General features: G+C 64.6%; 15 protein-coding genes. 6 read left to right on the top strand and 9 right to left on the bottom strand.

Annotated elements, in window-relative coordinates:
- Nucleotides 1-75: 75 nt before the first annotated feature.
- The 4 genes from AC13GA_RS08530 to AC13GA_RS08515 all read right to left on the bottom strand — a co-directional run bounded on the left by AC13GA_RS08530 (nucleotide 76) and on the right by AC13GA_RS08515 (nucleotide 2,669).
- Nucleotides 76-948, bottom strand: a complete 873-nt coding sequence (locus AC13GA_RS08530) for an EcsC family protein (RefSeq protein WP_046986287.1) — start codon at nucleotides 946-948, stop codon at nucleotides 76-78.
- Between the two features lie 114 nt (nucleotides 949-1,062).
- Entirely contained in the window at nucleotides 1,063-1,635 is a 573-nt protein-coding gene (gene orn, locus AC13GA_RS08525) for an oligoribonuclease (RefSeq protein ID WP_482997879.1), read from the bottom strand.
- Nucleotides 1,636-1,709: 74 nt separating this feature from the next.
- Nucleotides 1,710-2,234 (bottom strand): tRNA adenosine(34) deaminase TadA, encoded by a 525-nt coding sequence (gene tadA / locus AC13GA_RS08520; RefSeq protein WP_106468465.1) that lies wholly within the window; start codon nucleotides 2,232-2,234, stop codon nucleotides 1,710-1,712.
- Between the two features lie 75 nt (nucleotides 2,235-2,309).
- On the bottom strand, nucleotides 2,310-2,669 hold the full coding sequence (locus AC13GA_RS08515; RefSeq protein WP_482997878.1) for a winged helix-turn-helix transcriptional regulator: 360 nt from the start codon (nucleotides 2,667-2,669) through the stop codon (nucleotides 2,310-2,312).
- Between the two features lie 78 nt (nucleotides 2,670-2,747).
- Between AC13GA_RS08515 and AC13GA_RS08510 the strand changes: the two genes are divergently transcribed.
- The 3 genes from AC13GA_RS08510 (at nucleotide 2,748) to AC13GA_RS08500 (ending at nucleotide 4,286) form a co-directional block, all read left to right on the top strand.
- The gene (locus tag AC13GA_RS08510) at nucleotides 2,748-3,515 is read left to right on the top strand and encodes an NAD(P)H-dependent oxidoreductase (RefSeq protein ID WP_482997877.1); all 768 of its coding nucleotides are present in this window, start codon (nucleotides 2,748-2,750) and stop codon (nucleotides 3,513-3,515) included.
- Between the two features lie 68 nt (nucleotides 3,516-3,583).
- A complete protein-coding gene (locus AC13GA_RS08505; protein ID WP_482997876.1) occupies nucleotides 3,584-4,021 on the top strand; it encodes an acetyltransferase in 438 nt (145 codons plus the stop codon).
- A gap of 58 nt (nucleotides 4,022-4,079) precedes the next feature.
- Nucleotides 4,080-4,286, top strand: a complete 207-nt coding sequence (locus tag AC13GA_RS08500; protein WP_136638198.1) for a hypothetical protein — start codon at nucleotides 4,080-4,082, stop codon at nucleotides 4,284-4,286.
- A 22-nt stretch (nucleotides 4,287-4,308) separates the two neighbouring features.
- On the opposite strand, the gene AC13GA_RS08495 is transcribed toward AC13GA_RS08500, so the two are convergent.
- Nucleotides 4,309-4,806 carry a GNAT family N-acetyltransferase gene (locus AC13GA_RS08495; protein WP_482997875.1) on the bottom strand — a complete coding sequence of 166 codons (498 nt, stop codon included), beginning with the start codon at nucleotides 4,804-4,806 and terminating at the stop codon, nucleotides 4,309-4,311.
- 268 nt (nucleotides 4,807-5,074) lie between these two features.
- Between AC13GA_RS08495 and AC13GA_RS08490 the strand changes: the two genes are divergently transcribed.
- The 3 genes from AC13GA_RS08490 to AC13GA_RS08480 are packed head-to-tail and all read left to right on the top strand — an operon-like array spanning nucleotide 5,075 to nucleotide 7,753.
- A complete protein-coding gene (locus AC13GA_RS08490; RefSeq protein WP_482997874.1) occupies nucleotides 5,075-5,731 on the top strand; it encodes a hypothetical protein in 657 nt (218 codons plus the stop codon).
- Nucleotides 5,732-5,774: 43 nt separating this feature from the next.
- A complete protein-coding gene (locus tag AC13GA_RS08485; RefSeq protein WP_480982226.1) occupies nucleotides 5,775-6,428 on the top strand; it encodes a hypothetical protein in 654 nt (217 codons plus the stop codon).
- Entirely contained in the window at nucleotides 6,425-7,753 is a 1,329-nt protein-coding gene (locus AC13GA_RS08480; protein ID WP_480982227.1) for an XVIPCD domain-containing protein, read from the top strand. The genes AC13GA_RS08485 and AC13GA_RS08480 overlap by 4 nt, the downstream gene beginning before the upstream one ends.
- Nucleotides 7,754-7,807: 54 nt before the next feature.
- Here AC13GA_RS08480 and AC13GA_RS08475 read toward each other — a convergent pair whose 3' ends face one another.
- The 4 genes from AC13GA_RS08475 to AC13GA_RS08460 all read right to left on the bottom strand — a co-directional run bounded on the left by AC13GA_RS08475 (nucleotide 7,808) and on the right by AC13GA_RS08460 (nucleotide 12,254).
- A complete protein-coding gene (locus AC13GA_RS08475; RefSeq protein WP_482997873.1) occupies nucleotides 7,808-8,698 on the bottom strand; it encodes a hypothetical protein in 891 nt (296 codons plus the stop codon).
- Between the two features lie 465 nt (nucleotides 8,699-9,163).
- Nucleotides 9,164-10,168: an XVIPCD domain-containing protein gene (locus AC13GA_RS08470; RefSeq protein ID WP_482997872.1), complete on the bottom strand. Its 1,005-nt coding sequence runs from the start codon at nucleotides 10,166-10,168 to the stop codon at nucleotides 9,164-9,166.
- 57 nt (nucleotides 10,169-10,225) lie between these two features.
- Complete coding sequence (locus AC13GA_RS08465) at nucleotides 10,226-10,762, bottom strand: hypothetical protein (protein WP_032129521.1); 537 nt, start codon at nucleotides 10,760-10,762, stop codon at nucleotides 10,226-10,228.
- 478 nt (nucleotides 10,763-11,240) lie between these two features.
- Nucleotides 11,241-12,254 (bottom strand): hypothetical protein, encoded by a 1,014-nt coding sequence (locus AC13GA_RS08460; protein WP_136638201.1) that lies wholly within the window; start codon nucleotides 12,252-12,254, stop codon nucleotides 11,241-11,243.
- Nucleotides 12,255-12,344 lie beyond the last annotated feature (90 nt).

Here is a 12,344-nt window from a genome sequence, read left to right as displayed (position 1 = left end):
TCCTGCGGAAGGGATCTGACCCTGTGCGAGGTCGGAGTCGGATCCCTTTCCGCAGGAAAGGGCTCTGACCCACCGTTACAACGTGGGCTCGATCAACGCCCCGCCGTGCGCCACGCGGTCATAGCAGGTGCGCACCACGTCTTCGCCGTACTTGCGCTCCAGCCTGCGCACGATGAAGTGGCCGCGCGCCATGTCCTGGTAGTAATCGGTGAACATCGTATTGAGTGTCGCACCGGCAGCCGCACCCACGATCGGCACCGCCTGCGCGGCGAATTTCTCGGTAACCACCACGCCGAAGCGCGCGGCCACCTTCTCCACCATCTTCGCCAGCAGCTTGCCGGCTTCCTTCGGTGCCACGCCCAGGGTCAGGTCACGGCCGGTCACCACGCGCCCGGCCAGCTCAGCCGACAGATGGCGCATCACATCGGTGGTGAAGCCACGGGCCAGGTAATAGCCAGTCTCGCTGGCGTCATCGCGCGGCGAGTTGCCGCCCAGCGCGAACACCTCCAGGCACGCCTGGCGGGTACTGAACTCGGACAGATCGAAGCCTTCGCTGCGGGCCACGTCGGCCACGGCACGCATCATGATGGTGGTCGACACCGGCAGCTCGATGAACAGCGCGGCAAAACCAAAGGCGCCGCCAACCGCACCGGAGGTCGCTGCGGCCAGCTTGTGCCAACGTGTGGATGCCCCCTTGCCAGGGGTGTTGTCCATGCTCCACAGCGCCGCCTGCGCCGACTTGGTCAGCGCGGCCTGCACCGCGCCGTGGATGCGATTGGAGACCGAGCTGGGTAGCGCCTTGACCGCGAACTCCAGCGGCGTGCCGACCAGATTGGCCATGCGCGCGGTCAGGGTCGGCGCTTCCAGCAGGGCCACCGCTCGCTGCAGGTCAGACCAGTCGCGGGCGTCGTGGGCAATATCGCGGGGGAGCAGGATGGGCTCGTTCATGGCGCCGATCTTAGCGCCAGGGAGTTGAACGGAGGGTGGTGCCGGCCGCTGGCCGGCAACCTTATACACCTCACGAAAGTCCTGGAACTGCCGGCCAGCGGCCGGCACTACCGGTCAAGGGGTCGGCAACCCCGACAGCGCGCCCATGAACTGACGATAGTGGCGCAGCTCGGCGATCGAGTCGTGCACATCGCTCAGCGCGGTGTGGTTGCTGTTCTTGCCAACGCCGGCGGCCACGGTCGGTGCCCATCGCTTGGCCAGTTCCTTCACCGTGGACACGTCCAGGTTGCGGTAGTGGAAGTACTTCTCCAGGCGTGGCATCTGGCGGTGCAGGAAGCGACGATCCTGGCAGATCGAGTTGCCGCACATCGGCGACAGGCCGGCCGGAATCCACTGCGCCAGGAAATTCACCGTCTGCGCTTCAGCTTGGGCAAGGGTCACCGTGCTGTCCACCACACGCTGCCACAGGCCCGAGCGGCTGTGCTGGTTACGGTTCCACTCGTCCATCGCTTCCAGCGTTTCCAGCGGATGGTGGATGGCGAATTCCGGACCTTCGGCCAGCACGTTGAGCTGGGCGTCAGTGACCACGGTGGCGATCTCGATGATCGAATCGTTGTCGGTATCCAACCCGGTCATTTCCAGGTCGATCCAGATCAGTCGTTCGTTGGCCGCGCCGTTGTCCGCCATGTGTCGCCTCGTTGCTGGGCAGGCGCGCGGCCTACCGGTGATGGAAAGAGGCGCCCATCATACCCTTTAGCCCCTCAGCCCTCGCCGGCGTGGTCTTCCAGCAGCAGCGGCGGCTTGCCGCGCTTGGCGCGGAAATAGTTGGTCAGCCGCATGCTGGCTTCCTTGGCCAGCACCCCACCGTGGATCTCCACCCGGTGGTTGTGGCGACCATCGCCGAGCAGGTCGAACACACTGCCGCAGGCCCCGGTCTTGGGATCGCTGGCACCGTAGACCAGTCGTGCGACGCGCGCATGCACAATCGCCATCGCACACATCGCACACGGCTCCAGGGTCACATACAGCGTGCTGCCAAGCAGGCGATGGTTGGCCAGCAGCTTTCCGCCGGCCCGCATGGCCACGATCTCGGCGTGCGCGCTGGGGTCGTGCGAGGCGATGTTGAGATTCCAGCCCTCGCCCAGCAGCTGGCCATCGGCGCTCACCAGCACGGCTCCCACCGGAATCTCGTCGAACTCGCGCTGCGCGCGCTCGGCCAGCGCCAGCGCATGGCGCATCCAGTGTTCGTCGGTGTCGTGCACCGGCACGCCCAGGGCGTCGGTCATGGCGGTTCTCGCGTGTCTGCAGGGCCAGGATGGCCGCCGGGGCCGCATTGTACGCCCGCGGCCGTGCAGGTGCCGCTAGCGCGCGTCGAAGCGCTCGCGGGCCGCGTCCAGTGCGGGAAAATTATGCTCGGCCCAGCGGTCCAGGGCGGACAGCGTCTCGACCAGACCGCACGCGACCTCGGTCAGGTGGCACTCCACATGCAGTGGTTTGCTACCGAGATCACACCGCTCGACCAGGCCATTGCGCTCCAGCTGCCGCAGGGTCTGGGTCAACACCTTCTGCGAGATGCCTTCGATCTTCCGCAGCAGCGCACCGTTGCGTTGCGGGCCCTGCGCCAACGCCGGCAACAACAGCATCACCCACTTGCCGGAGATCAGCGCCAGCGCATCGCGCGCCGAGCAATCGGCGGCATAGACATCTCCGGGAAAGGCCATGGTTATCTCAAGGTGCGTAATTGCCGGGGCATGCCGGCACCGCGAGGATGGTCGCACACTCCTCGAACACCTCGCTCCATGCGCGCCCTGATCCTGCTTGCCCACCCCGAACCCCGCTCCTTCAACGCCCACCTGGCCGTGCAGGGGGCCGAGCAGCTGCGGCACGACCACCTGCAGGTGGACGTGGTCGACCTTTATGCGGAAGGCTTCGATCCGCTGGAAGCGGCCTGGCACCATCCACGGCGCCTGCAGCCCGAGCGCTTTGATGCCCAGCGCGAACAACGCTACAGCGCCGAACACGACCAGTTGCCCGCCGATGTGCAACGTCACCTGCACCTGCTACGGGCCGCAGACCTGGTGATCCTGCAGTTCCCGCTGTGGTGGTTCGCGGCGCCGGCTATCCTCAAGGGTTGGCTGGACCGCGTGCTGGTCTATGGGCCGATGTACAACAGCCGTCAGCGCCACGAACATGGCGTAATGCAGGGCAAGCGTGCGTTGCTGAGCGTCACCACCGGCTCTTCGGCGCGGGCGTGCGCGGTCGATGGCCGTGAAGGCGATACCCGGCTGTTGCTGTGGCCGTTGATGTACAGCCTGCGCTACGTCGGCTTCGAGGTGATGGAGCCGCATATGGTGCACGGCGTGCGCTCAGGGCATGCAGCGGAGCGTAAGCAGGCCCACGACGAGGCGCTCGCCATGGCTACGCGCAACTATATGGAACGGCTTGCCCGGTGGAGGCAGTGGCCGATCGTGCCTTTCAACGACAGCGGGGACTTCGAGGATGGCGTGGTGCTGCGCGCCGAGGCAAAGACCCATAGCCCCTTCATCCGCCATCGCAACGATGGATGAGTGCGCGCCCGCACCTGCAGCCGGAAGGCTTCATAATGCGCACTCTTCCGAAGCACCTTGGTGAACCCATGACCACCCTGCGCCCCTCGCGCGCCGACGACGGTGCCGCCCTCGTCGACCTCTGGCGTCGCGCCGTCGACGCTACCCATGACTTCCTCAGTGCCGAAGACCGCCAGGCCATCGATGCCGAAGTAGCCGCTTTCCTGCCGCAGACGCCGATGACCGTCGCCGTCGATGCACAGGACCAGCCGCAGGGCTTCATGCTGATCGATGGCACCCACATGGAAGCGCTGTTCATCGATCCGGACGCGCGCGGCACCGGTATCGGTCGGCAGCTGTTGCAGCATGCGCTGGCGCTGCACCCGCAACTGAGCACCGACGTCAACGCACAGAACGCGCAGGCCGTAGGCTTCTACCTGCGCATGGGCTTCGTCGAAACCGGTCGCTCGCCGCTGGATTCGCAGGGCCGCCCGTATCCGCTGATCCACCTTCGGCATAAGGCCTGACATCCGTCGGCAGCAGCCGCGTGCTAGCGTGGCTGCTTTCGATCAAGGAATGCCGTGCATGGATGGTGCAAAAGCGCTGTTTACCCTGTTTGCGCTGGGAATCAGCCTGGTCTGGATCCTGGTGCCGTTCGCCATCTTCGCCGTGCGCAATCTGCTGCGTGAGGTACTGGTCGAACAGCGCCGTACCAACGCACTGCTCGAGCATATCGGCGGCTACCGCATTCCCAAGCCGCAACCCGAACCGACCGTCTGGCGCGCGCCCTGAGCTGCAGCGCGCCAGGTCCGGCTCAGGCCGTCGCCTCGAAGGCCGGTGAGTACTGCACCCCGCCCTGTGCCACCGGAGGCTGCAGGCAAAGCGCCTGGAAGTACTCTGCCGGCACGCCCGGCAGCACCAGGCCCGGCTCGGCACGGAACCCGAAGCGCCCGTAGTACGCCGGCTCACCCAGCAACACGCAGCCATGTGCGCCCTGCTGACGCAGGGCTTCCAGAGCCGCGTGCATCAGGGCCGCGCCAACGCCCTGCCCCTGCCATGCGGGCAATACCGAAATCGGGCCCAGGCCGAACCAGCCGGCGCTGCCATCGCTGACCGTCACCGGCGACAGGGCAATGTGGCCGACCACTTGGCCCTGAGTTTCGGCGACCAGCGAAATGCTCAACTCCCCACGCGAACGCAGCGCATCGACGATGAACTGCTCGGTGTGGCTGCTGTGCGGGGCTTCGCGGAAGGCGGCTTCGGTGAGTGCGCGGATGGCGGCGTGGTCGGCCGTGGTTTCGGTGCGGATCATGCAGCTCAAGGAGAACGCCTTTGATAATGTGATGAATGTGTGAATTATTGATTTACGTCGCAGATTCCACCGCGAACAGACCCTGCCAGCAAGTCCAACGCGACGCCCGAATCCCCTGTGCTGCAATCGATTCGCCGGAATACACCGCATCGGGCGCGTCAAAAAGCCGTCGCGACGGTGGCGCAGCGTTCCTGACACGCTCCATAATCGAGAAACCTGTCACCCAGGAAGGATATATGGACATGGACGCACGATGCAGGATCAGGCCATGGGAGTAGTGCTCCCTGAAAGGAAAAGGCAGCCGCTGCTGGCGTTGCTCGCCCTTATCCCACTGGCCGCATGCTCGCCCTATGCTGATGCCGAACGCGACGTCGCCGCTGGTGGGCGCGGCTTGGCCAAACTCAACCCTGCACCAAAGCAGGGCTACGAGCTGGTACTGACACTTAAGGATGCCCCTGGTCCATTCACGGTGGTCGAGGGCGTTGCCCAGTACGACGTCAGCAACCACAAGGACTGCGGCCGGGTCCTGAGGGCGACCGGTACCGCCAGCCGTATTACCAGCCAGGAGCTCGTCACGCTGCGCAAGGTCGGTGAGAACGAGTACCGCGGTACGTTCTACCTCGACCGCATGCAGGACCAAGACTATTACGATCGCGGCGTTTGTCATTGGACACTAACCGGAGTCGGTGCGATGTTGCGCGCCACGACCGACGAAGCGGACACTCGATTCCTGACGTTCGTCGACAAGGAACGCATGGACGCGAGGAGCCCATTGACTCTCTATTATCCGAAGGTTGCCTATCCTCGCGCCGAGCTTGCTGCCAACTATCCTGCCAGCGGCAAAGAGAATCCTTCGGAGTACAAGGGAGAGCTGCGCGACGCGCTGTTCTCGACCACGACCACTGTGCAGAAACTCGCGCCATGAGCTGCCAGTTCAACCATCCATCTACCCCCAAAGGAGGCCGACATTGCGCCACAAGATGATCCCGTGCCTTGCTCTGCTTCTATTGACCGCCTGCAATCCGGAGACCGCCATGAACCAGGAACGTGCCGCTGCTGAAGCCGATGTCGCCCAGGGTGGGCGTGGCCTCGCCAAGCTCAACCCCAGCCCGCGCAAGGCCTATGAACTGGTGCTGCGCCTGAAGGATGCCCCCGGTGATTTCGCGGTGGTTGAAGGTGTCGCGCAGTATGACGTGACCAACGAAGACCAGTGTGGGCACATCGAACCTGCCACCGGTACCGCCGCACGTATCACCAGCCAGGAACCGGTGGAGCTGCGCAAGGTCGCCGACGGCGAGTACCGCGGCACGTTGTATGTGGACCGCATGCTGGATGAGGACTACTACGGCCGCGGCGTGTGCAAGTGGGAGTTCAGCGGCGCAGGGGCGATGCTGAAGGCCACAGGCGCCGAGGAAGAAACCCGCTTCCTGACCTTCGTAGACGCCAAGCCGTTGACCGAAGGTGGCGCCCATACGCTCTACTACCCGGATCTGGTCTATCCGCGGGCAGATCGCGTTCCCAATTTCCCAGCGAGTGGCGAGCCTGATCGCAGCAACTATGCCGCCGACCTGCAGGACAAGCTGTTCACGATCAGCCTTTCTGCAAGTGAGGTGGCACCGTGACCATCACCTCCCAGGATTACGCAGCGTTATCTGATGACGCGTACAAGGACCGCGCCGTCGGTCGACGCGCCCCTGGCCAGGAAGAAAAGGTCATACTGAACGGTCATGAGTACAAGATCCTTGAGCATGTCGACAATCGTCTCAATGGCTATCAAGGTACCGTCTATCAACGCGTAGACAGCAAAGAGATCGTCATTGCCCATCGTGGTACCGAGCAGATCGCCCGCGATGCAATTCTGACCGATGGTGGAATGGTGGTTGCACGGACAAATGTGCAGGCACCTGACGCGATCGCATTGACGCAGAGGACAATTGAAGGCGCCGCACTTCAGTCCCGCTTGAGCGGCGGACCTGCTCCCCAGGTTACCGTCACAGGCCACTCCCTCGGCGGTGCCCTGGCCCAGATCACCTCGCACCACTTCAACGTCAAGGGCGAGACCTTCAACGCCTACGGCGCGGTCAGCCTCAGCTACCGCATTCCGGAAGGCGGCAACACCATGATCAACCACGTCATGGCCTCCGATCCGGTCAGTGCTGCATCGCCCCACTTCGGCCAGGTCCGCATCTACGCCAAGCCCGATGAAATCAAGACGCTCGCGGCAAACGGCTTCAGCAATCACGCCCTGCGTGATCTGATTCCAGACCGTCCGATCATCGCGGCCACCAGCTCATTCGGCGCGCACAAACTGGGCAACTTCCTCAACGAAGGCTCGGTGCTGAAGCACCCGGAAACCCAGAAGCTGGCGAAAGACAACGCCAAGATGATCGAGGAGTACCGCGACGACGTGGAATCACTGCGTCGCGGCGTCACTCGCGCGGCACGTGGCATTCCGGGCGGTGCCGTCGATCTGTACGACCACATCCGTGGCCCGCTGCAACCCGGTGAGCCGGCCCGTCGCGAGGCGGAGAAGAACGGCCACCACACCAGCATGCTGCGCATGGACGATGCCACTCATCTTGGCAACCCGCTGTTCAACGACGCGATCCGTGGCGTGCATGCGCAGGACGTTCGCGTCGGCCGCGTGCCGGATGTGATGAGTACGCAATTGGCCGGTAGTCTGGCGGCGGAGATGCACGCTGCAGGCGGCAAGCGCATCGACGAAGTGGTGATGAATGCCGACGCCTCGCGCAGCTTCGCGGTGCAGGGCCAGGGCGGCGACCCGGCGCATCTGCGCGTGTCGGTGGACACGGCCGTGGCGATGAATACGCCGCTGGAGCAGAGCAGCCAGCGCATTGATCAGCAAGCTGCGGGGCAGCGCTTGGCGCAGGACCGCGATCAGCAACTGGAACAACAGCAGAACCAGACCCGCAGCATGCAGGCCTGATGAACAGCGCGGGAGCCGGTCAATCCGGCTCCCGCGTCACTTCCGCTCTCCGCCTCAGGGGCTGGAGGCCGCGACCGGCGCGGACGCACCGGCGGTCACGAACAGATCCGGCCCGGAATCCGGGAAGCCACCACAGGCGCGATCGCCCGGCGCCACCGGGTCACAGGGCCACTGGTTGCGCGAAACCTTCTCGCGCATCTCGAAGCGATCCCCGGTCCAGACCACGAACGCCAGGTGCTCGCGGTTCCAGTCACTGAACGCACGCGGGCCACCCTTCTGGGCCGCCTCCGGGTACTGCACGAACCAACGCATGGCCGGGCCGAACTGCAGCTTGCTGTGATCCAGCGTGATCCTGCCCTCGCGCGACAGCTGCCGCGCACGATCAGCCTCCGTCACCTGGGGCATGGCGGGCATGGCATCGGCGGTCACATCCGTCGGCGCGGCGTCCCCGCGAACCTGGTACACACGCTGGGCCACATAGGCCTCGCGGCAGTCACCCGCTGGCACACGTACCGGCTCCGCACCGTACTCATCGCGGTTGGCGACCCGGTCGCTGCAGGTGAACGGTGCCGACACCAGGTAGAACGTGCTGTCGGCGTCGCGTCCTTCCAGCGAGCGCACCCAGATGTCGCCCATCCGCGCGATGAAGTCCGGGCGCTGGCCGTAGCCGGGCACCGCCTTGAACCAGACCTTCTGCCGCACCTCACGCTCGCGCCAGCTGCGTGGCAGATGGATGTCCTGTTCGGGCAACGCGACCAGAACGGCTGCGAGGTGGGCCGGCATCGGTCCCTCGCAAGCGCCGATCAATAGATCGCCCTGCGTCGCCAGGCGACCGGCCAGGTCGACCGGGCAGCGGGCACCAAGCGCGCGTTCGGTGGCCTGCTCCGGAGGCAGCGGCACGATCGCCAGCGCAGGAGGTGCCGAACGCTCAGGCGCAACCAGCACGGCTGCTGGCTCAGACGGAGCAGGCGGTGCGGATACGGGCGCCGACGCCTGGGCCTGTACAAGTGTGGGCGCAGGCGCTGGCTGCGGCGCTGTAGCAGACGCGGGAGATGCCGACGACACCTCTTGAGCCATTGCAGCCGGCACCTCCGAGACAGCAGCTGCATCAACCACCCGAGGTGCGGCTGGTTCAGGCACTGCTGCCGGCTCGGTCGCCGCTGGGGCCTGCTGCATCGGTGGCGACGCCTCCTGAGCCTGCGCCATTACAGCCGCCAGACTCAATGACAAGAGACAGATCGGCGTCAGGCTCGACCTGATAGACGTGAAGCCGGCAATGGCGCGCCGGAACGTTGGGAGTACGGTTCGCATTTGGTGTCCTTACGTTGGGTGTCCTTATCGGCGCCGGAGGGCGCCACGCGTCTTGCGTCCAGCACCTCCGGGCCTCCACCCCGCAAGTGCCCCCGTGGGTCAGATCAAACGTGAACGCCGCTCCTGCTCGCGGGCAATGGAAGCAGACTGATCCTGCTGCGAAACACTGGCAGCCAACTGCTGGCTGCTCTGCGCCAGCGGCTGCTGGGCGGCCTGCTCCCGGTCAACGGACGCACGCAGCATCGCCGGATCCCCCAGCGCGCCCTGCACCGCAAACAGCGTGCGACCGTCGTTGCCCGCCAGCAGATGATCGATACGCGACAGGCCGGCCTTCTGCGCCCCCAGCGCCAATGCGCCAGCGGTATTGTCGAGCTCCTGTGCGCTGCGCAGTCCATTCTGCGGTCCCATCTGCTGCAGGTGCCGGCGCGCATCCTCGAACAACGCGTTGCCGGGCTCACCGGTCTGCGACATGTCACGGGCAACACTCTGCGTCGGCGCACCGACTTCGCCTCGATCCAATCGCGCCATCACATCAGGCGTCAGCTTCTGCTGCCACGCATCGAATCGCTGCTGGCGGGCCTCGATGCCGTTCAGGCCACCATTGATCGCGCGCGTCGCTTCGCGCACATCCTCACGCGCGGCTTCCGGCACACGTGTCTGCCACTGCCACACCGCAATACGGCCCGCATGCTCAGGCTGCGCGGCCAGCTCCGGTTGATTCACCAGATCCAGATCCAGCGCCTTGCCGGCACGCTCATAGTTTTCCTTGCCGACCAGCGGCAGATAGCCGCGGCCGTGATACTTCAATGCGTCGCCGGGCGCATCATTGCCCATGCGCCCGCCGTACATCAGCTCGGCCAGATTCTCCGGACGGCCGCGCAACGCGTCCTGGCGGGCGCCCTCAAGCGCGCCATTGCCATTGCGCCACGCCGCTTCCACCGGGATCTGCGAGATACCCCGGGTGAAGTTGAAACTTTCATTGAGCCGGCTCAGGCCACGGGACTCGTGCCCGGCCTGCGCCATGAAGTTGGCCAGTTCCCGGGACGAGGTGATGCCGGCCTCCGTGGCCTGCCGCAGCAACTGCGACTCTCTATCCTGCGACACGGTGAAACTCCTGCTCGATCATCGTTGGGTACTCCCGCCTCCTCACAGGCATGGCACTCAGGGCAAGCTCACGTCAGCAACAACGGACGGATCGAAATCCTCGAACCGCACCCGACCAAGTTCGGCCGCCGAGAAATCGCGCGTATGACTGGCCTCAGTCTCGGTGTCGACCACCCTGCGCTGCACGCCATGCACCCAACAGGCCTCGTCGGCCGGAACGTAGCGGAACGTGTAGATGCTGCTCCAGCGCTCACGGCTCCCGCCGTTGGTGATCACACTGAACGCGCCATCCTCGATGGTCACGTACGCGAAGGGGTCGCCGGCAATGCCCCCACGGGTGGAGCACGGCACCAGCTTGTCGTTGCGCGCGGCCAACTGCCATCGGCCCGCGGCGTCGCCCAGCAGCAGCAACAACACCCGGTTAGGACCGTGCTCGCCGGGCACCAAGCCGTCGGGTGCCGGTTGATCGATCACCAGCAACTGGTCGTCGATCCCGTTGCCGGTAAGATCGCCGCGTACCGCCTCCAGCAGGTTCGCGCCGGACGGAACGAACGCCAAGGCATTGTCCATGTGTACGCCACTCCCCTTCTGCATCCCCTGCGACTCCTTCAATCCTGACTTTCCAGTACCCCCGCGACGACCGGGAAACCATGCGCTGCGCTGCAGGCTCCGGTGTCCACCATGGCGGATGATAGCCCCGGCCCTGCGGCGTCTGCGATGGTCGCAATCAACATCCGCATCGTGGGTCGTCAGAGTCCTCATGGACGGAAAAGCTCCTGCGTTCGATGGCACCGATGCGTCGGGATTTTGACGCGCACGCAGCTTACTTCGAGGAGGCGGTGCTCGTCGAAGGGAGCTTGGGATGAAAAGCGCACTTGATCACAGAAAAAGCGCAGTTAACGTGAATGGTGGCTTATCCGAAAAACAAATCCGCGGTGGATGGCGCCGGGGATGCATCGCCCCCCGCAGCCCCGCCGGCCTGAGGCTGCGCGGAAAGCGTGCGCTGCCTATGCGGATGGGTGCGGGACCCTGCATGCTCTTTGTCGCCTCGCGTCGTGGCCAGCAATCGCGATCAACGCAACTGCTGCGCGCATGCGGCTCCTTGTGTGGCGTAGTCACGGATGTAGCCGTCCATCGTCAGCACCGTGATATCGCATCGATTGTTCACGTCACTGATGACATGCCCGTAAACGTTCAGCCCCTGCACACGCTCGCCACGATGCAGGTACAAAGTGCGCGAACCATCGGCCCCAATCTCCACGCGATCCGGTGTGCCCCATGTCCGCACGAATTCCTGCTCTGTTTTGCCGATCCACAGGTCCATGAGATTGTTGCGGCCCACGCGGTTAGCTGCTCGATGCGATTCATCCAGAGCCTTGGTCGTCTCCTTCTGGACACGCGCCAGATTCGCCTCCAGGCTGCGCTCAGTTCGGTCCATTTCGGCGTCGGTCGGCCGATAGGTGAATGCTGGTCGCTTGCCGTCCTTCCACAGGTCGCCCCAGATGAAATCAGCAGGTGATAGGCCGACGTCACCGATGGACAGGAAGCCGCGCTTCATCATTTCCGCGGGTACTTTGGCCTTGGGGTCAGGCCCCACGAGACAGGCAAACCGCACCAGTTGCACCTGCCACGGCGCGATCGCCTCGGTTCGCGGTTCGAATCTTTCCGGTGGGACATCCTCCATCGGGCGATCGCGCCACTGGACCAGGCTCATCCTCATGTCCACGGTGTTTTGTGAACAATTCACCCAGTACTTTCTGATCAGTCGATTTGGCTTGATCGCGTTCTCGTAGATGGTGTTGACCTGGATCTCGTATACCGGTTCCGGACCAGCGACCGGCTCACCGGATTTTGGTGGCTTTCTACGGCGCAATTGCTTCAGGTACGCATTCTGCTCCGCCGGCGTGGCACGCTGCAGGAAACCGACCAGATCCGAGCGGTCGCTGAGCGTTTGCGCATCGACCACCCATGCCTCCCGGTTCGGCGTTTCGCCACCGGTGAAAATGACCCAGCTATCAGTGGCATGTGCCGACGAAGCTGATACCAGCCCTCCAATCAGCAGGGCTACACGGCAGGGATTCTGCATGATTCGTTCCTTCGAATGGCGCGAAGACTTACGGCAATGCCGATGGTTCCTTATAGCACGGCCTAGCCCGCCACCTCGAACGACGCTCAT

This window comes from Stenotrophomonas sp. 22DLJC03 (assembly GCF_056861405.1).
The sequence above is the reverse complement of the archived record's forward strand: the minus strand, read 5'-3'. Positions and strand labels throughout refer to the sequence as shown.